General features: G+C 48.2%; 18 protein-coding genes. 11 read left to right on the top strand and 7 right to left on the bottom strand.

Annotated elements, in window-relative coordinates; all coding sequences use genetic code 11:
• Window positions 1-60: 60 nt before the first annotated feature.
• The 5 genes from A3CY_RS21025 to A3CY_RS21020 all read right to left on the bottom strand — a co-directional run bounded on the left by A3CY_RS21025 (window position 61) and on the right by A3CY_RS21020 (window position 5,874).
• Window positions 61-1,227, bottom strand: a complete 1,167-nt coding sequence (locus tag A3CY_RS21025) for a FecR family protein (protein ID WP_018338329.1) — start codon at window positions 1,225-1,227, stop codon at window positions 61-63.
• A gap of 88 nt (window positions 1,228-1,315) precedes the next feature.
• Window positions 1,316-1,897, bottom strand: coding sequence for an RNA polymerase sigma-70 factor (locus tag A3CY_RS0112835; protein WP_018338328.1), 582 nt, complete (start codon window positions 1,895-1,897; stop codon window positions 1,316-1,318).
• A gap of 131 nt (window positions 1,898-2,028) precedes the next feature.
• Entirely contained in the window at window positions 2,029-2,253 is a 225-nt protein-coding gene (locus A3CY_RS0112830; protein ID WP_018338327.1) for a hypothetical protein, read from the bottom strand.
• A 385-nt stretch (window positions 2,254-2,638) separates the two neighbouring features.
• The gene (metG, locus tag A3CY_RS0112825) at window positions 2,639-4,669 is read right to left on the bottom strand and encodes a methionine--tRNA ligase (RefSeq protein WP_018338326.1); all 2,031 of its coding nucleotides are present in this window, start codon (window positions 4,667-4,669) and stop codon (window positions 2,639-2,641) included.
• Window positions 4,670-4,818: 149 nt separating this feature from the next.
• Window positions 4,819-5,874 (bottom strand): DUF3089 domain-containing protein, encoded by a 1,056-nt coding sequence (locus A3CY_RS21020; RefSeq protein WP_148375243.1) that lies wholly within the window; start codon window positions 5,872-5,874, stop codon window positions 4,819-4,821.
• Between the two features lie 342 nt (window positions 5,875-6,216).
• On the opposite strand from A3CY_RS21020, the gene A3CY_RS21015 reads away from it, so the two are divergent.
• The 6 genes from A3CY_RS21015 to mnmA all read left to right on the top strand — a co-directional run bounded on the left by A3CY_RS21015 (window position 6,217) and on the right by mnmA (window position 11,896).
• A complete protein-coding gene (locus tag A3CY_RS21015) occupies window positions 6,217-7,107 on the top strand; it encodes a S66 peptidase family protein (protein WP_018338324.1) in 891 nt (296 codons plus the stop codon).
• Between the two features lie 79 nt (window positions 7,108-7,186).
• Window positions 7,187-8,959: a gamma-glutamyl-gamma-aminobutyrate hydrolase family protein gene (locus A3CY_RS0112810; protein WP_018338323.1), complete on the top strand. Its 1,773-nt coding sequence runs from the start codon at window positions 7,187-7,189 to the stop codon at window positions 8,957-8,959.
• Between the two features lie 4 nt (window positions 8,960-8,963).
• Entirely contained in the window at window positions 8,964-9,584 is a 621-nt protein-coding gene (locus A3CY_RS0112805) for an NUDIX hydrolase (protein ID WP_018338322.1), read from the top strand.
• A 15-nt stretch (window positions 9,585-9,599) separates the two neighbouring features.
• The gene (locus A3CY_RS22110; protein ID WP_018338321.1) at window positions 9,600-10,079 is read left to right on the top strand and encodes a gliding motility lipoprotein GldH; all 480 of its coding nucleotides are present in this window, start codon (window positions 9,600-9,602) and stop codon (window positions 10,077-10,079) included.
• Window positions 10,066-10,806 (top strand): tRNA (guanosine(46)-N7)-methyltransferase TrmB, encoded by a 741-nt coding sequence (gene trmB / locus A3CY_RS0112795; RefSeq protein ID WP_018338320.1) that lies wholly within the window; start codon window positions 10,066-10,068, stop codon window positions 10,804-10,806. The genes A3CY_RS22110 and trmB overlap by 14 nt, the downstream gene beginning before the upstream one ends.
• Before the next feature lie 16 nt (window positions 10,807-10,822).
• Window positions 10,823-11,896, top strand: a complete 1,074-nt coding sequence (mnmA, locus tag A3CY_RS0112790) for a tRNA 2-thiouridine(34) synthase MnmA (RefSeq protein WP_026207626.1) — start codon at window positions 10,823-10,825, stop codon at window positions 11,894-11,896.
• 1 nt (window position 11,897) lies between these two features.
• On the opposite strand, the gene A3CY_RS0112785 is transcribed toward mnmA, so the two are convergent.
• Window positions 11,898-12,872 carry a D-alanine--D-alanine ligase gene (locus A3CY_RS0112785; RefSeq protein ID WP_018338318.1) on the bottom strand — a complete coding sequence of 325 codons (975 nt, stop codon included), beginning with the start codon at window positions 12,870-12,872 and terminating at the stop codon, window positions 11,898-11,900.
• Window positions 12,873-13,016: 144 nt separating this feature from the next.
• On the opposite strand from A3CY_RS0112785, the gene A3CY_RS0112780 reads away from it, so the two are divergent.
• Both A3CY_RS0112780 and mdh read left to right on the top strand, forming a co-directional pair.
• Entirely contained in the window at window positions 13,017-14,432 is a 1,416-nt protein-coding gene (locus A3CY_RS0112780; RefSeq protein WP_018338316.1) for an MATE family efflux transporter, read from the top strand.
• 193 nt (window positions 14,433-14,625) lie between these two features.
• On the top strand, window positions 14,626-15,564 hold the full coding sequence (mdh, locus tag A3CY_RS0112770) for a malate dehydrogenase (RefSeq protein ID WP_018338314.1): 939 nt from the start codon (window positions 14,626-14,628) through the stop codon (window positions 15,562-15,564).
• Window positions 15,565-15,580: 16 nt separating this feature from the next.
• On the opposite strand, the gene A3CY_RS0112765 is transcribed toward mdh, so the two are convergent.
• The gene (locus A3CY_RS0112765) at window positions 15,581-16,180 is read right to left on the bottom strand and encodes a dual specificity protein phosphatase family protein (protein ID WP_018338313.1); all 600 of its coding nucleotides are present in this window, start codon (window positions 16,178-16,180) and stop codon (window positions 15,581-15,583) included.
• 109 nt (window positions 16,181-16,289) lie between these two features.
• Here A3CY_RS0112765 and A3CY_RS0112760 point away from each other — a divergent pair, with 109 nt between their 5' ends.
• The 3 genes from A3CY_RS0112760 (at window position 16,290) to creD (ending at window position 18,651) form a co-directional block, all read left to right on the top strand.
• Window positions 16,290-16,916: a hypothetical protein gene (locus tag A3CY_RS0112760; protein WP_018338312.1), complete on the top strand. Its 627-nt coding sequence runs from the start codon at window positions 16,290-16,292 to the stop codon at window positions 16,914-16,916.
• Window positions 16,913-17,215, top strand: a complete 303-nt coding sequence (locus A3CY_RS0112755; protein WP_018338311.1) for a winged helix-turn-helix domain-containing protein — start codon at window positions 16,913-16,915, stop codon at window positions 17,213-17,215. Before A3CY_RS0112760 ends, A3CY_RS0112755 begins: the two co-directional genes overlap by 4 nt.
• Before the next feature lie 65 nt (window positions 17,216-17,280).
• Window positions 17,281-18,651 (top strand): cell envelope integrity protein CreD, encoded by a 1,371-nt coding sequence (gene creD, locus A3CY_RS0112750; protein ID WP_018338310.1) that lies wholly within the window; start codon window positions 17,281-17,283, stop codon window positions 18,649-18,651.
• Window positions 18,652-18,802 lie beyond the last annotated feature (151 nt).

Genomic DNA, 18,802 nt, shown 5'->3' with positions numbered 1-18,802 from the left:
GTTTTACAGAATCAATTTACATGATACACGAAAGGTGTTCGTAGCGCCTCTCGTGTTTTTTCATTGTATTATCACTACACTATCCTTTACTTCAAAAGAAATATTAGTCGTCATTTCCATAACCTTCAACACTTTGGAAACATCCTCGTATTTCGGGATCGTACCCGAGAAAAACTTCTCCTTCATTTCCGGATTCTCGATTCGGAAATCAACATTATACCAGCGGGCAAGACGCCGCAGCACGGTTTCCAACCCTTCGCTCTCGAACGAGAAGCGATCTTTAATCCAAGAAGTGTACAATTTAGTATTCACCTGCCGTACATCCATGCGGCGGTTTTCCCACACACCCTGCTCTCCGGGCGACAACCTGACAGCTTGCCCCAACTCCTCCGCGTCCAATTCCACGCTCCCCTCAACCAGGGTTGTTGTCACCGCACTCTCGTCCGGGTATGCCGACACGTTGAACGAAGTTCCCAGCACCCGCACATCCACGCCCCGCGTAACCACCACGAAAGGATGTTCACGGTCATGAGCCACGTGGAAATATGCCTCTCCTACCAGTTCCACCTTCCGCATATCTCCGGTAAAATGAGCCGGGTAACGTAACTCGGAAGCACTATTCATCCATACCTCCGTCCCATCGTCCAACACGATCTTGTACTCCCCTCCTCTCGGCACCCGCAGGGTATGAAATGACGGCATTTGAGAATTCCCGGTTAATTGGTATTTCAAATTACCGCTTTCATCTATCGTCAACCTCTCCCGTTCCCCGATCAGGATTGTCGTGTCTTTCATCCCCTTCAAGGGCAACACGTTCCCGTCTTCCAGAACCAGCACCGCCTGTGTTTCCCCGGGATTAATCGTGACAGGTGCCACTTCGGCTATTTTCACCCCTTCCTCCTTCGGTTGCAAGTACCAAATCGCACCCGCCACCAGTAACACCACGGCAGCCGCGGCATAAGCGATCCACTTCCTCAACAGACTTCGCTTCTTCACCTCCCGTTGCCCCATCTCTGCCGCCAACCGTTCCCAGCATTTTCCCGTGTCAAAAGAAGCAAATAACCGGACATCATCCCTCAGCATCTTTTCATCCCGCAAATCCTCCACCAACCGACGATGGTGCTCGTTCTCAGCCATCCACTCCCGAAGCACGTCCAATTCCTCCCCCGAGAGTTCATCTCTCAGGGATGCCGCTATCAAATCGTGTATTTCTTTCCGTTGCTTCATAAAATCTTCTTTACTTTACACCTGAAACACACTCATTCGACAAATGGGTGACAAGGCGACAAAAAAAATAAATACCAACAACCAATTTTTAGAAACCGGGAAAGAACATCCCGACGTAAACGAACAAATCGCCCAGGCGAACCCGCAGATAAGATTTTGCCCGTTGCTTCTGGGTCTTGATCGTGTTCAAAGAAATTCCCAACTCCTCGGCAATCTTTTTATCCTCTTGTCCGTCGATATAAGACTTTTTGAATATCTCCTTGCTTTTCTCCGGCAATTCGTCAATCGCTTCGAACAACTCCGCGATAACCTCGGCTCGGATTTGTTGGCAAAGGAAATAATCCTCATCCAATTCCTCCCGGTTCAAATTACGGTAATTCCGATCGCGTATCTCCAAATCCCGCAAGTAATTCAAGCAACGGTTCTGCACGCTATTATAAAAGAAAGTCTTTATCGTCTTGATGTTCGGGAAACCATCCCGCTCCATCTTCCAGAAAGAAAGGAATACCTCTTGCACAATATCTTCCGCCTCCTCCCCGTCCCTAACAACACGAGCCGCAAAAAAACACAAGGGTTTGTGGAAAGCCTCAAATAAAACTTGAAAAGCCTCTTGCTTTCCAAGCCTTAAACTTTCTAAAAACTCCTCCGATTGTATGTCTATAGCCTGCATCCGGTTCGTAATCTATTATTTAGATACAAAAATAATGATTATTTCGTCAATCCAAAATAAATATCAGACAACAAAAAAACGAGGCTTATTCGAAGCCTCGTTTTCAATCTTTCTATTTCTTCCAAAAGCTGTTAAGCTTTTTTCTTCGTGTTTACAATCACCTCGGGAAGACTAACGGGTCCGAAGATCGTGTCTTTTCCCACTTTTTGTACTTTGACAATTCTTGAATTTGCATTAAGATTCTCTTGCCCGGCATAAGCACACTCGATACCGTTGGTCTGGGTTTTTGCTAAACTGATACCGCCTACAAACAATGCTAACATTCCGATGCAAACTAATACAATATACTTTTTCATATCATTATTTTTTTAATTATTATTCTTATTCATTCTTGCCATATTGGCTTTTGCTTTTTCTTTCGATACAAAGGTAAGGCATTACTTAATGAAAATGAGATTATTACTGTTATACTTTAGTTGAGGTAAGGTTAAATATTTGTTAGGCTGAAAAATGACAACTATTTTTTAAGAATTACAATTCCACGCGATTAACACTGATAATCAATAGATACAGGTTCTTCCCCATTCCTGCCACCGTAGTTAACAAAATCCTAATTCGCCACCACATCCTGAAATTTTATAACAAATCGGTCAAGCAAAAAAAACGAACCGGAACAAAAAAATGTAGCGGACAACTCCCGGTTGTCCGCTACACGCAATATTCTATATTTCCACTTCCCCGTTACCGTATTTCCGATCCCGGTTTCACCTCTTTATCGGGAGTAACGAAAGAAAGAGAGCCGTCGACATTCTCCGCCATAAGAATCATTCCCTGCGACACGATGCCTTTCAACGGTTTAGGTTCCAAATTGACCAACACGCTGACTTGTCGCCCGATCACCTCTTCGGGCGTGTAATGCTCGGCAATACCCGAAACAATCGTCCGCTGGTCGATACCCGTATCGACGGTCAACTTCATCAACTTTTTCGTCTTAGCCACTTTCTCGGCAGCGATGATCTTGCCCACGCGGATATCCATCTTCATGAAATCATCGTAGTTGATATTCTCCTTCGCGGGGGCAGCCACGGCTGCAGCCATCTCGTTCGCTTTCTTCGTGGCAAGCAATTTATCGACCTGTGCCTGGATCACATCGTCCTCGATCTTCTCGAACAACAACCCGGCTTGCCCCAGCTCGTGTCCTGCCGCGATCACGCCGTCGCCCATCTTATCCCACTCGATCACGCCGATATTCATAAACTCACGCAACTTTTGAGAAGAGAACGGCATAAACGGTTCCATCAAAGTGGAAAGATTAGCTGAAATCTGCAAACAGATATTTAGTATCGTCTTCACTCGTCCCTCGTCTGTCTTGATGACTTTCCAGGGTTCAGTGTCGGCAAGATATTTATTCCCCAAACGAGCAAGATTCATGGCTTCTTTCAAAGCATCGCGGAAGTGGAACGTATCCAGGCTCTTCTCCACACGCCCGATGATTTGCGGAATCTCGGCAAGCACCTCCTCGTCGTAATCCGTCAACTCGCCCCGTTCCGGTACCAGATTATTAAAATACTTCTGCGTCAGCACCAAAGTACGGTTGATAAAATTACCGTAGATCGCTACCAACTCGCTATTATTGCGGGTTTGGAAATCCTTCCACGTGAAATCGTTATCCTTGGTTTCCGGAGCGTTGGCTGTCAGCACGTAGCGCAACACATCCTGTTTGCCCTTGAAATCCACCAGATACTCGTGCAACCACACCGCCCAGTTGCGGGATGTAGAAATCTTATCCCCTTCCAAATTCAGGAACTCGTTGGCGGGCACGTTGTCCGGCAATATATAAGACCCCTCGGCTTTCAACATCGCCGGGAAAATGATGCAATGGAACACGATATTATCCTTACCGATAAAATGGATCATGCGGGTTTCCGGGTCTTTCCAGTACTTTTCCCATTCCGGAGTAAGATCTTTCGTGGCAGAAATATACCCGATGGGGGCATCGAACCACACGTAGAGCACTTTTCCCTCGGCTCCCTCGATCGGCACGGGTACGCCCCAATCCAAATCGCGGGTCACCGCACGAGGTTGCAAACCGCTATCCAACCACGATTTACATTGCCCGTAAACGTTCGGTTTCCACTCCTTGTGCACCTCTAAAATCCATTCTTTCAACCAACTCTCGTATTGATCCAAGGGGAGATACCAGTGTTTCGTTTCTTTCAACTCGGGTTTGTTTCCCGTGATAGCGGACACCGGGTTGATCAAGTCGGTAGCGTTCAGGCTCGTCCCGCAAGCCTCGCACTGGTCTCCGTACGCCCGTTCGTTGCCGCAATGAGGGCAAGTCCCTATGATATAACGGTCGGCAAGGAATTGTCCCGCCTTCTCGTCGTAGAACTGCATGGAAGTCTTCTCGATAAATTTTCCGGCATCATAGAGTTTCTTGAAAAACGCGGACGACAACTCGTGATGCGTCTTGGAACTCGTGCGGGAATATATATCGAAAGAGATACCCAATTCCTCAAAAGAATCTTTTATGATCTTGTGATAACGATCGACAATATCCTGCGGGGTTACCCCCTCTTTTTGAGCCTTAATCGTGATCGGCACTCCATGTTCATCCGATCCCCCGATAAATGCCACATCCTCACCTTTCTTCCTCAAATATCTCACGTAAATATCAGCAGGCACGTAAACACCCGCCAAATGTCCGATATGCACGGGTCCATTCGCGTAAGGCAAAGCCGTGGTAACCAAATTTCTCTTGAACTTGCTCATATATTATTTAGAGTTTGTAAAGTTATAACGTTCATAAAATTCATAAAGCCAAAAGGAAAAAACTTTTACACTCCATGAAGTCGCGAAGTTAATAAAAATATCGCGAACATCACGTTAAAACCGGCACGCTTAATCTCAAGTCTCGCGTGTTATCTGTCCCCGCCTTTTTCCTGCTGGAAAAAAGTTGCCGCCCGCAGTTTCACGTTCTGCTGCAAGTTTCGGTAAAAAAAATTCAGTTCCACCACATGGTAGTTCCCCACGGGGAATAGTCCGGCAAGCGAAGGCGTATAGTACTCCTCCGGATTGACCCCAGATACGACCAAGGCTTTCGTTTCCTTGTCGAGGCACGCGCCAATAACGTGCGCCTGCTCGGAAGAGATGCTGCCGTCAGTCTTTATGAACACGCTCCCAAGATGGTCTTCCTTTGTAGCAGGCGTGTCATCGGTACGCCAATTTAGCGGGTTGATAGCAGCGCGGCTTCCGGCGAGCAAAGGCGGCAAGCGGTCAGGGGCAGAAACGGAGTTGAAGGTGACGAATACGCCCGTGCCCGAAGCATCGGCAGCGGGGAGCAAATAGGGCGACACGTCGCTGTCTTCCACTGGATAACCCAGCGGATAGGCGGCTATCATACGTGCATACAATTCATCGTCCATCTCCCGTTTCAGCAATTCGATAACCGCCTTCCCGCCTTGGCTGTGTCCGGCAAGGATGAAGGGGCGCCCCTCGTTCAGATGTTCCGTGTAATAACGGAAAGCGGATACGATGTCCTCGTAGGCAAGGCGGAAGCGCGATTCGATGACGGTGTCGCTTTTCATCCACGACTCGATGGTGATTTGCCGGTAGTAAGGGGCAAAGAAGTTAGCTTCGTCAGCAAAGATGCCTTTTGCCAGCCGCAAAGGACTGTCCACCGCAAGGCGGTGCAACTCGTTGCGGATGTCCATGTAGTGGCACGTGTCGCCGTTCTCGTCCACTTGGTCGAACACGCAGGTGGGAACGATGTAGAATACGTCATAGTCCTTTCCTGCAGAGTGCCCGCCGTCAAACCACGCTTCGGCTTGCACATAGTCCGGCGCATCAGGGAAAACACCACGAACCTCATCCTTTGTTTCACATCCAGACAGGATAACCGCCCATACAAGGAGGAACAAGGAAAGTAATTTCTGTTTCATAATCGTCTGTTTAATCAAGCCCCGAACAGGAGTCACCCTATGTGGCAGCCCGATTTCGGAACGGAGGCAAAAGTAATCATTTTAAGAAAATTATGCAACGAGAGTTCCCGCTAAATCATGGCATTCTTCCCCGTATTTTCTCCATGCTTTCTCTAACTATTATGCTATTGTTATTCTATTGTTGTTCTATTGCCATTCTATTAAAATAGAATAACAATATATTATAACTACTTTAGTATTATTCTTATTGGTAGAGAAGTCCCCCGTAAGAGTGGGAGAAGTCCCCTATAAGTCCGCCGCAAGCAATTCTATCAACAAAGTATATCGCATTTTCAAATTAAAAGCGTACCTTCGTACAATAAAACAAATTATCGCTATATGTTACGACCTATATACCTGCAACCGGGGGATAAGGTGGCGCTTGTTTCCCCCTCGGGCATCGCGACAAAAGAACAACAGGATGCTGCGACGGCTTTGCTTACCTCGTGGGGATTGGTTCCCGTGTCGGGAGAACACGTGCTAGCGCAACACGGGAGAATGGCGGGTACCGACACGGAACGCCTGACGGATTTACAAACAGCCCTCGATGCAGAGGACACAAGGGCTATCTGGTGCATGGCGGGAGATTACGGCATCCTCCGCATCATTGAAGATGTCGATTATTCCGTTTTTCAAGGAAACCCCAAATGGGTAATCGGGATGAACGATATCACGGTGTTGCACTCGAAACTACACTCGTTAGGCATCGAAAGTCTTCACGCACCCATGCCTTCAAACTTGCAAGAGACAGCACCCGAAGCCTTGACCCAATTGCGGAATTTCCTGTTCGGCATCGTGTCCACGTATGCCACGGACGCACACCCGCTCAACCGGATAGGACTGGCGGAAGCGGAACTTATCGGGGGGATGCTGACGTGGGTGCACAGCCTGCACGACATGCGAATCGAACATAACACACGGGGGACGATCCTGTTTCTCGAAGACCCGTCAGACGATATTTACCAGATCGACCGGAGTATCCGCTGCATGAAATACGCAGGCAAGTTCCAACACCTGGCAGGACTCGTGGTCGGGGAATTCGGTCGGAACAGCACGCCCGAATTCCGGGAAAAAGTATACCGCATCATCCACGAGACGGTGAGAAATTACACTTACCCGGTTTGTTTCGGGCTCCCGTCAGGACATGCGCGAGGCAATTACCCGCTGATACTTGGCGCAAACGTGGAACTTATCGTGCGACCCGACGGGGGAGAACTGAAGTTCCCATGACTCTTGATTCATAATTTATAACTTTAGATTTATAATGCTATTATTCAAATTTATAGCAACATTTTTAACTTGTATTTCCATGAATAATATTATTTATCCGGCAAATCTGGATACCTTATACCAGGCGATCGATGATCGCCAGACACAGGGGCACGCACCCGTTATCGGCATCACGGCAAATTTCGAGAACGGGAACTCCTGCATCGAACACTCGTACGTGATATCCATCCTACAAGCGGGAGGCATTCCCGTGCTCATACCCGTGCATAATGACATTGAAACATTACGGGCCACGATAGACACCCTCGACGGGCTAATGCTCACGGGAGGCGGGGACATCAATCCCCTGTACGGGAATGAAGACCCTATTCCCGCGTTGAAGGACGTGGACGCGGCAAGAGATCAATTCGACCTGACACTGGTAAAACTGGCAGCCGACCGCCAGATACCGATCTTCGGGATATGCCGCGGACACCAGATCATCAATATGGCGTTCGGGGGCACGAATTACCAGGATATTTACACGCAACACGGGCAACCGCCCCTGAAGCACAGCCAGACGATCAGCCGGGAGTTCGGCTCGCACCGGGTAAATATCGTGAAGAACTCAACGCTCTATTCCGTGATCGGGGAAGATGCCATCACGGTCAACTCCTACCATCACCAGGCGATCAAAGAGATCGCCCCCGGATTCCGGGTCACGGCAACTTCCGCCGACGGGATCATCGAGGCGATGGAAGGAATGCCGGGACACCGTATCTTCAGCGTGCAATGGCACCCGGAAAAAATGGCGGTACGCCCCGACGAACAGATGATGAAGTTGTTTAACTATCTCGTGAACGAGGCGACTCTATTTAAAAAGGCGAAAGAGATTCACCGGAATAGCCTGATCGTCGACTCCCACTGCGATACACCCATGAAATTCACGCCGGGATTCAACTTCGGTCAACGCCACGAGGAGGTGAAAGTCGACCTCCCCAAGATGCAGGAAGGCAGGGAAGATGCCGTTTTCATGGTAGCCTACCTTCATCAAGAGGGCCGGGACGAGAACGCATCGCGAGCCGCGACACAAAAGGCAATCGACATCCTGTACCAGATCACGGAACAAGTGAAGCAAAACCAATCACAAGTAGGCATCGCTTACAACGTGGACGATTTGCTCTACCTGAAAAACGCCGGGAAGAAAGCCATCTTCCTCGCCATCGAGAACGGGTACGCCATCGGGAAAGATATTGCCAATCTCTCTATGTTCAAAGACATGGGAATCACGTACATCACCCTGTGCCACAACGGCAGCAACGATATATGCGACTCTGCGAAGGGCGAACCGGAACATGACGGGCTGAGCAACTTCGGGCGGGAAGTGGTGAAAGAGATGAACCGCTTGGGTATCATCGTGGATATTTCACACGCCAACGCGAAGACCGTGCAGGACGTGTTGGAAATCAGCAAAGCCCCGATTATCGCCTCCCACTCGTCGGCAAGAGCGCTATGTGACCATCCCCGCAACCTGACGGATGACCAGATACGAGCCATTGCCGCCAAAGGGGGTGTGGTGCAAGTATGCCTGTACAACTGGTTCCTGAGTAAACAACCGAACCCAACCATCCTGGACGCCGTGGCTCATATCAACCACATCGTCCGCCTCGTGGGCATCGACCATGTGGGCATCGGCACGGACTTCGACGGCGACGACACGGAAAAACTGATTGGCTGCCGTGCCGCCAACGAGATCATCAACCTTACCGTGGAACTCCTGCGCCAAGGCTACACGCCGGAAGAATTGCATAAACTGTGGGGGGATAATATATTGAGGGTGTTGAACACGGTACAAAACTTAACCATCGAGTGACACTGTGACAATTGAAACGATACAAAAGATTTTAAAGCGTGAGCTGCCCGGGGCGGCGGCTCACGCACTCATGACTCCCGAACCTCATTACGTGAAGGGAGTGGAGGGAATACATCATCATTCCCCGGTAAACAGCGCCGTGCTCCTGCTTCTAATTCCATACCAAGAGGAATGGTTAATTCCTTTCATACAACGTACACCCGGGGGAAAATATCACGGGGGACAAATCGCCTTGCCTGGAGGGAAAGTAGAATCGGAAGACGAGAACGCCCGTGGTGCAGCTTTGCGGGAATGCCACGAGGAAATAGGCGTGGAAACGGAAGAAATCACGATTATCGGAAGCCTGAGTGACGTGTACATCCCGTTAAGTAACTTTAATATAACGCCCTTTATTGGAACTATTCCGAAAATGCCTAATTTTGCGCTCTCGAAAGATGAAGTCGAGGAAGTGATACTCATCCCATTAAATGATTTACTTGATGACAAGAATAAAACATCACGTTCGCTCTATCGGCACGATCAACAGATTGTTGCCCCGGGCTATAAAATTGGAAATCACTTTATTTGGGGAGCCACGGCAATGATCATCGCGGAACTCGAAACATTACTGAAAAACGAGCAATAACGACAGAAATACGATATGAAAAAGAAACGTTGTATTTACACCCTATTCCTCCTATCGTGCTGCATGGCTTGTAATATCTCCCCCAACCCGGGAATTTACAAATCCATCGCCCGTGAAACTTGGAACAGGGACAGTAATTACAAGTTCGAATTCAACATCACGCAACCGGGAACCTACGTGGTAAGTACCTGCGTCCGCCACACGACGGATTATAAACAACATAATTTAAGTTGCCACCTCACGGTTTCACATCCCGGTTTGATGACCGTCAAGATGAATCCGGATATTATCTTGGCAAATGAAAACGGAGAATGGCTCGGGCAAGGGCTAGGTGGACTAAAAACCATAGTACATCCTTCCGATCAAGTGCTCCACTTGGATTCCACGGGGATCTACACGGTAGAAATAAGCCATCGGATGAAAGAAAAAGAACTGAAAGGAATAAAAAACATAGGAATTAAACTCTCATTATATAAAATTAATGGCGAAGAATAAGCTGGCAAAATTTGCAGAAATGGAAACACTCGACAACGTGTTTCAACCCAAGCATGACGAGGTTTTCCGCACGGATTACAAGCTAAAAGGCAAATGGGGGGAGCAAGTGTTTGGCAACGGTCACCCGATCGTGTTGGAAGTAGGATGCGGTAAAGGCGAATACTCCGTGGGATTGGGAGAACTCTACCCGGAAAAGAACTTTATCGGTTTGGACATCAAAGGCGCCCGGATGTGGACGGGAGCCAAGATTGCTCAAGAAAAGGGGATGAAGAACGTGGCGTTCCTGCGAACCCATGCCGAAATGCTTGAATCGGTATTCGCCCCGGGGGAAATATCCGAGATATGGATTACCTTTCCCGACCCACAAATGGCGAAGGCTCGCAAGCGCCTCACGGGAACACGCTTTCTCTCGCTCTACAAAAAGATGTTGACGGAAGACGGCGTTATCCATCTTAAAACGGACAGCCCTTTCCTGTACCGATACACGGACGCACTCATCCGCCAGAACCACTTGACCGCGTTCGTCAACACGGACGACCTTTACGGGATGGGGCTGGATGACAAGATTCTTGGGATCAAAACCTTCTACGAACAGCAATGGTTATCGCGGGGGAAAAAGATCAAATACTTGAAGTTTACCCTATCCGGTTCCGGCGAACTCACCGAACCCGACATCGACATCGAGAAAGATGATTACCATAGCGAAGCAAGATTCATGAGTAAATAATTGAAAAATCTAAAATATGAAAGTTCTAATGGCGATGAGTGGCGGGATAGACAGTACGGTTGCCGCTATGTTGTTACAAGATCAAGGGTACGAGTTGGTTGGGGTAACTTACCGGGTGTACGATCAGATCTCGCAAGCCTGCATGGAGAAAGAGAAGGGATGTTGCAGCGTGAACGCGATCTTCGAGGCAAAACACATGGCGCAACAAATGGGCTTTGAACACCATATTTTAGATATTCGCCAGGATTTCAAAGATTTGGTGATTCGCAATTTCATCGACGAGTACCTGCAAGGGCATACACCAAACCCTTGCGTCCTCTGCAATTCCACGATCAAGTGGGGCAAGTTGATCGAAATGGCAGACGAACTCGGTTGCGACTATATCGCTACCGGGCATTACGCCCGTATCGGGCAACAGGACGGACGCTATTTCCTCCGCAAGGGCGTGGACGAAACGAAAGACCAAACTTACTTTCTATGGACTCTGACGCAGGAGAATCTCGCCCGTACCCTATTTCCCCTGGGAGAACTGACAAAAACCGAAGTCCGGAAAATCGCCCTCGACAAGGGACACGAGAAGTTATCCAAGAAAACCGAAAGCCAGGAAATATGCTTTATCCCGGATAACGATTACCGAACCTTCCTCGCCGAGAACGTGGAGAACTTTGCCGAAACATACGGTCCGGGATTATTTGTAGACACCTCCGGCAAACTCCTGGGTGAACATCGCGGGTTTCCCAATTACACCATCGGGCAACGCAAGGGGTTGGGAATCGCCCTGGGGCATCCCATGTTCGTGGTAGCGATCGACCCGAAGAAAAACGAAGTCGTGCTCGGCACCCGCGAGGAACTGACAGGCAAAAGCTTCCGGGCAAAGGACATCAACCTCATGAAATACGCCTCCCTCCCCGACGGCTTCGAGGTCAACGCTAAAATCCGTTACCGGAACCGAGGCGCACAAGCCTCCGTTTATCACGAGGACAACCTGCTGCGGGTGGAATTTCACGAGGGAATGGATTCCATCACCCCCGGACAAAGTGCCGTTCTCTACGAAGGCACAGATGTCGTGGGAGGTGGTATTATCCTTTAAATCAACCGTTCAGCTTGCTTTCAATGATCTTCGTCAATACATCCCGCAGCGTTCCTCCCATCGCCCGTACCATTTTCGGGACAAAGCTATTCGAGGTCATCCCCGGCGTGGTGTTCACCTCGAGCATAAAAATCTCGTCGCCCCGCACGATATAATCCACCCGGATGATTCCATCACACCTCAGTATATCGTAAATCATTGACGACAAGGTCTTGATCCGGTGTGTCAACTCGGGAGAAACGCGTGCCGGAATAATCTCGTCGGACATCTTGGGATCGTATTTTGCCTCGAAATCAAAAAACTCTTTCTTCGGGATCACTTCCGCTATGGGCATGGCAAAATCCAGATCCCCGGCTTTCACGACCCCACACGTCAACTCCGTCCCGTCGATAAACGTTTCGACCAGCACTTCCCGGCATAAGGCAAAAGCCGTCTTCAACGCCTCTTCCAGCTGCCCCGCTTCTTTCACTTTCGTCACCCCGAAACTAGACCCCTCGGCATTCGGCTTCACGAAACAAGGCAAGCCGACTTCCCCGATAATCTCGTTCACATCATACTCCATCCCCCGTGTCAGCATGACGGAATTTGCCACGTTCACCCCGAAGCTCTTCAAGTAAGTATTACACGTGTGTTTATCAAATGTCAATGCAGAAGCCAGAACATTACATCCCCCGTACGGCACACCCATCATATCCAGGTATCCCTGCAAGAGCCCGTTCTCCCCGGGATTCCCGTGTATGGTAATGTAAGCAAAATCAAACATGATCTTCTCCCCGTTCCTCGTGAAAGAGAAGTCATTCTTATCCACCGGATAAGCCTCGTCACCGATCTGCACGTGCCAATCCCTCCCTTTCAAGATAACAAGATACTTATTATACCGGGTTTCGTCCACCTGATCGAAAATATTATTCCCCGACTTGATCGAAACCTCGTACTCCGAAGAGTTGCCTCCTGCGAAAACTGCAATATTTTTCATACTAACCATTCTATTTAAAACCAAACACTTGGGTGTTTATAAATATCCCAACATTCAAACGAATATATCTTTCCGCAAAAGTATAAAAAAGAGAGAGGAAATTCATAAAAGGTTTATATTTTTGCAAGCCAAAAAAACGAGAATATGACGCGAGTAAACGACCTGACACGAGGAAGCATCAGCAAAGGGATATGGAGTATGGCTATTCCCTTAATCACAGCCTCTTTCGTCCAGATGGCCTACAGCATGACAGACATGATCTGGCTGGGACGCCTGGGAAGCGAAAGTGTGGCGGCAGTGGGTGTTGCCGGATTCTTCACGTGGCTGGGTAACGCCCTCTCGTTTATTAGTAAAGTGGGAGCCGAGGTCACCATCTCGCAATCCCTCGGGGCTCGTTCCGGCAAAAGAGCCCGGGCATACGCCAATCAAGCAGCCATGCTTTCGTCGATCATCGCGTTATGCTATGCCTGCTTCATATATATTGCAGCCCCCGCACTAGTCGGTCTGTTCCACCTGGAAGAGAACATATCCGCCCTTGCCGTGAACTATATGCGCCTGATTACCCCGGGACTTTTCTTCACGTTCAACAACAACACGTATAGCGGGCTGTACAATGGACAAGGAAACAGCAAAACACCTTTAAAGATCGTCGCTATCGGACTGGTATTCAATATTATTCTCGACCCCTTGTTAATATACGGTTTCGGCTTCATCCCGGGATTGGGAACAGCCGGAGCCGCTATCGCCACGACTTTCTCCCAGCTTATCGTGTTTGCAATCTTTATTCGAAATCTCTACTTCCGTGATTCATCGATCGGGAAACTCTACTATTTCGCAACATTACGTGCCCGTTTCGTGAAAAGGATATTCTCTCTCGGCTTGCCCGTCAGTATGCAGAGTGCCCTATTTGCCATGTTCTCACTTACTTTGGCAACCGTGGCGGCACAATGGGGACATATCGGGGTTGCCGTGCAAAGCGTGGGCGCACAGATCGAGGCAATTACCTGGATGACTGCCGCCGGGTTCTCCACGGCATTGGCAGCCTTTACCGGACAAAATTTCGGGGCACGCGATTTTGGCAGAATCCGTCTAGGATACCACTACACCCTAAAGCTGGCAGGAGGCATCGCCCTCGTGGCAACAGCCGCATTCCTCGTGTTCAGCAAAGAAATATTCGGTATATTTATCCATGAGCCGCAAACCCTGACAGCCGGAAGCGCCTACCTGAAAATACTTGCCATCTCGCAAGTATTTTCCGCCATCGAGCAAGTGACGGCGGGAGCCTTCAACGGGTGTGGCAGAACCACCCCGCCCGCCATCGTGGGCATCCTGCTCACCGGGGCAAGAATTCCTTTGGCATACTTCCTCGTGACCTTCCCCGCGTTAGGACTGAACGGCATCTGGTGGAGTATTTCTTTATCCAGCGTGCTCAAGGGAATAGTCCTCACGATATGGTACCTGTCATTCCAGAAAAAATTACAGAATGGCAATTACAAACCTACCGGTATCCTAGGGCAGATGCACGCCGTCGCTAGCCGCCTATGGCAGCAAATCCACTAAAGCCAAACGATAAAACTATTTGCAGCCCATAACTTTTCCGGTTCTTTCACGTATCCTTTATTGATTACAGAAAAAATTCTGTAATTTTTCGGCATAAAGATTGTTGAAATAAAAAATAAGGCTTACATTTGACAGCGCAAAAAGCAAACAAATAGCCAAAAAACGAAACGTATAACAATAAAAAATTACAGAAATGAAAGTAACAGTTGTAGGAGCAGGAAACGTTGGTGCAACATGCGCGAACTGCATTGCAGAAAAGGACATCGTGAATGAAGTTGTTCTTTTGGATATCAAAGAAGGCGTTGCAGAAGGGAAATCACTGGATATGTGGCAAACAGCCCCGATCAATCTTTATGATACCCGCATCAAAGGCGTAACCAACGATTACGAAGCAACTAACAATTCCGAAGTTGTAGTCATCACTTCCGGTCTACCCCGCAAACCGGGTATGAGCCGTGACGACTTAATCGCAACGAATGCCGGCATCGTAAAATCAGTAACTGAAAATATTATCAAACATTCACCGAACGCCAAGATCATCATCGTATCCAACCCGCTCGATGTAATGTGCTACTGCGCTTACCTGGCGGCAAAAATCGATTCCAGCCGCGTATTCGGTATGGCAGGTATCCTTGATACCGCCCGTTACAGAGCATTCTTGGCAGAAGCATTGAACGTTTCCCCGAAAGACATCCAAGCCTTATTGTTAGGTGGTCACGGCGACACCATGGTTCCGCTTCCAAGATATACCACCGTTGGCGGTATCCCTGTAACGGAATTAATAGACCATGACACGCTGCACGCTATCATCGAGAGAACCAAAGTAGGTGGCGGCGAATTGGTAAAATTGATGGGTACTTCCGCATGGTATGCCCCGGGTGCCGCTGCTGCTCAAATGGTAGAGGCTATCGTATGCAACCACAGAAGAGTATTCCCGGTATGTGCTTTATTGAACGGAGAGTACGGAATGAACAATATCTACTTGGGAGTTCCCGTAATCTTGGGCAAGAACGGTATCGAGAAAATCATCGAGGTAAAACTCGACAAAGACGAGCAAGAATTACTGGCACAATCTGCAAAAGCAGTGAAAACAGTAATGAACGTACTCGACGACATGAAATTATTTAACTAACAATAGTACTTCACGATCATTCTGTTAGAAAACCGTTCCGGGGCGCCGGGACGGTTTTTATTTTTGTCCTTTTCATTCCCCGTTCCAATTCATGCTTTATGGATACAACATCAGCCCGAAAGATCATATCTATAATCTGGCTAAATTGCTGATGGAAGCCGAATCCTCCTTCTGTCATTTCTCGAATGGCATCCTCTTTTGACCATCCTTGAAATACAACCCTGTACATGGCAATCACCGCCCCCGTACGATCGGAACCATGCCAGCAATGAACCAGTATCGGTCCCTTCCGATCCCGAATAATCTTCAATGCTTTCACGATATCTTTTTCATCAATTTTCGAGGCCCGAGTTTTCAAATGATGCAACTTTATGGTCGTTCCTTTCGCCTCATCTTTATCATCATGCCAATTCCGTAAATTCAACACCTCTTTTATCCCGTATCGTTCCAGCAGGATAAAATCAGTAGCCTTCGGCTGATTCGCCCGGTAGACACCCGTGTCAACACGATAAAAATTATCCAACCCGCTCCCCGGAAAAACAACCTTCTCGGCTTTCTGCCCAAAGCTCCAGAGAAAGCAACAAACTAAAAAAATCAACGCAATATATTTCCTCATAACCCGATATAAATTATCCGTTTAATACAAATTTATTAAAAATATAGGTTCTCACGTACACGTATTCGAAATTTATTTTTAACTTTGCAACGCAAAGAACTTTAAAACTATGGAAAACAAAGAAGCTCTCGACACATTGCACGACATCAAGAACCTCATGGAGAAATCCACGAAGTTCCTGTCCATAAGTGGCATATCCTCTGTACTGGTGGGCATTTACGCCTGTATTGGCACAGGTGTAGCATACAATCTCTTAAACGCCAATACTTCACAACGACTCATGCAAATATGCATCGTGGCTCTCGTCGTGCTGTTTTTTTCCCTGGTTACCGTGTTCACGATGAGTTACCGGAAAGCGATAAAAGTAAACCGAAACATCTTCACGGACAAATCGGTCTATCGGTTATTATGGAATTTCTTCCTGCCGCTATTTGCCGGAGGCGTTCTTTGCGTATCCCTGCTGTGGCATCACCATTACGGGCTGACCTCTTCCATCATGCTTATATTCTATGGGTTGTCATTAGTCAACTGCTCCAAATATACCTATTCGGACATTCGTTACCTCGGGTATGCCGAAATCTTTTTGGGACTGATCGACAGTTTCGTCGTCAACCACGCCCTCCTATTCTGGGTCATCGGTTTCGGGTTGCTCCACATCGCGGCAGGCATATACTTCTATTATAAGGTAGAGCGTCGCCAGGCATTATTCTCATCAAACACACGCGTGAACGCATGAAAGAAGTACTCGAAAATATCAACAAGGCTTTTGAAAGCAAAGCTCGGCTTGGCATCATGTCCGTGTTGATCGTCAACGAGTCGGTGGATTTCGTCACCCTCAAGAACTTGCTCGATCTCACGGACGGCAACCTTGCCAGCCACACCCGCAGCCTCGAGGAACTCGGGTACATCGAGTGCAGGAAACAATTTATCGGAAGACGCCCGAACACGACTTTCTCGGTCACCGAGAAAGGACGGGAAGCCTTCGCCAAACACCTGAACGCCCTAGAAGAATTTTTACAGAATCAAAACATATAATTTTTTTACCCTATTTACTTTGAAATACAAAGTTCTTTACAATAACAACTAAAAAATAAAACACCATGAATGAAGAAACCACAAATCCACAGAAAGAGAAAAACACGAAGAACCGGGACGCGATAACGTTGAAAATCCTCCTGATCGGGGTACTCATCGTCGTGCTGATTATCCCCATGCTTATGATCCAGAACCTTATCAGCGAAAGGGAAGACACCGCAAAAGATGCGACAAATGAAGTCCAACAAAAATGGAGCGGTCCGCAAACCATCATCGGTCCGATACTCACCCTCTCTTATACTTACAAGGACGAAGAAGGAAAAACGCTATCCGGTTACGTCAACTACCTCCCCGAACACCTGGACATCACGGGAAACGTCGCCACCCAAGAACTCAAGCGGGGATTATACGAAATCATCGTTTATAATTCTTCCCTGGAACTCCGGGGCAAATTCATCTCGAAAGATCTCCTCGCTACACAATTCTCCCGCGAAATAAAATGGAACAACAACGCCACACTCAACCTAGGGGTCAGCGACCCGCGAGGAATCAGCGAGCAAGTCAGCCTCACGTGGAACGGACAGGAATATAACCTCGAACCGGGCGTCGCCCCTTACAGCATCATCCACTCCGGCATATCCATCAATCTTGACGCCAGCCAACTATTCACCCCCGGCAACTCGATAGACTTCTCTATCCAGCTGGAAACGAAAGGCTCCGGTTCCATGCTTTTCGCCCCGATAGGCAAGACAACAAACGTGGCATTGACCTCCAATTGCCCGACACCGAGCTTCACGGGCGCTTTCCTGCCCTTAGAGAGGGAAGTAGCTCCCGATGGTTTCACGAGCAAGTGGAAAGTCCTTGAAATAAACCGGAGTTTCCCTCAAGTATTCAGATCATACCGTAGCGAAGCTGCCGACTGTTCCCGCGGAGAGATGAGTACGGTTCGAATAAACTCATCCATCACACCTTCCGTGTTCGGCGTAGATCTACTATTCCCCGTCGATCATTACCAAAAATCCACGCGTTCCGCTAAATACGCATTTCTCATCATCGTCCTGACTTTCGTGGTCTGCTTCTTCGTGGAGATCGTGCAAAACAAAAACATCCACCCGCTCCAATATTTACTGGTAGGACTGGCGCTCTGCCTATTTTACACGCTGTTGGTTTCCACCTCGGAACACATCAGCTTCACATGGGCATACCTCATCTCCGCTCTTGCCACCACCACGCTGATCACACTCTACATGGTCGGGATTCTGAAAATCAAGAAAACGGCACTCACCATCGGGGGATTGCTCGTGTGCTTGTACACCTATATATTCTTCCTGATTCAACTGGAAACCTACGCCCTGCTTGCCGGAAGTATCGGACTCTTTGTCATTTTGGCAATCATCATGTATTTCTCGCAGAAAATCAACTGGCACAATAATTAACGAGAAACAATCCACCACATACAGAGAACCCACTGTAAAACCAAAGAAGAACTACCCAAATCATACCCCACCCACGTTCTCGCTCCGTTTCTGCCGTAGAGATCCTATAATCTTTTATATAGAAACACAGGAGCACAAACGACACCGACAC

Origin of the sequence: Butyricimonas synergistica DSM 23225, from assembly GCF_000379665.1 — a bacterium.
Lineage (GTDB): Bacteria > Bacteroidota > Bacteroidia > Bacteroidales > Marinifilaceae > Butyricimonas > Butyricimonas synergistica.
The sequence above is the reverse complement of the archived record's forward strand: the minus strand, read 5'-3'. Positions and strand labels throughout refer to the sequence as shown.

Excerpts from the sequence above, each read along its gene's own strand:
- A3CY_RS0112765 (WP_018338313.1), bottom strand. The coding sequence starts at position 16,180 with ATGAGGAAATATATTGCGTTGATTTTTTTAGTTTGTTGCTTTCTCTGG.
- metG (WP_018338326.1), bottom strand. The coding sequence starts at position 4,669 with ATGAGCAAGTTCAAGAGAAATTTGGTTACCACGGCTTTGCCTTACGCG.
- A3CY_RS21025 (WP_018338329.1), bottom strand. The coding sequence starts at position 1,227 with ATGAAGCAACGGAAAGAAATACACGATTTGATAGCGGCATCCCTGAGA.
- creD (WP_018338310.1), top strand. The coding sequence starts at position 17,281 with ATGAATGAAGAAACCACAAATCCACAGAAAGAGAAAAACACGAAGAAC.
- A3CY_RS0112785 (WP_018338318.1), bottom strand. The coding sequence starts at position 12,872 with ATGAAAAATATTGCAGTTTTCGCAGGAGGCAACTCTTCGGAGTACGAG.
- A3CY_RS0112760 (WP_018338312.1), top strand. The coding sequence starts at position 16,290 with ATGGAAAACAAAGAAGCTCTCGACACATTGCACGACATCAAGAACCTC.
- mdh (WP_018338314.1), top strand. The coding sequence starts at position 14,626 with ATGAAAGTAACAGTTGTAGGAGCAGGAAACGTTGGTGCAACATGCGCG.
- A3CY_RS22110 (WP_018338321.1), top strand. The coding sequence starts at position 9,600 with ATGAAAAAGAAACGTTGTATTTACACCCTATTCCTCCTATCGTGCTGC.
- A3CY_RS0112830 (WP_018338327.1), bottom strand. The coding sequence starts at position 2,253 with ATGAAAAAGTATATTGTATTAGTTTGCATCGGAATGTTAGCATTGTTT.
- trmB (WP_018338320.1), top strand. The coding sequence starts at position 10,066 with ATGGCGAAGAATAAGCTGGCAAAATTTGCAGAAATGGAAACACTCGAC.
- A3CY_RS21015 (WP_018338324.1), top strand. The coding sequence starts at position 6,217 with ATGTTACGACCTATATACCTGCAACCGGGGGATAAGGTGGCGCTTGTT.
- A3CY_RS0112780 (WP_018338316.1), top strand. The coding sequence starts at position 13,017 with ATGACGCGAGTAAACGACCTGACACGAGGAAGCATCAGCAAAGGGATA.
- A3CY_RS0112835 (WP_018338328.1), bottom strand. The coding sequence starts at position 1,897 with ATGCAGGCTATAGACATACAATCGGAGGAGTTTTTAGAAAGTTTAAGG.
- mnmA (WP_026207626.1), top strand. The coding sequence starts at position 10,823 with ATGAAAGTTCTAATGGCGATGAGTGGCGGGATAGACAGTACGGTTGCC.
- A3CY_RS0112755 (WP_018338311.1), top strand. The coding sequence starts at position 16,913 with ATGAAAGAAGTACTCGAAAATATCAACAAGGCTTTTGAAAGCAAAGCT.
- A3CY_RS0112810 (WP_018338323.1), top strand. The coding sequence starts at position 7,187 with ATGAATAATATTATTTATCCGGCAAATCTGGATACCTTATACCAGGCG.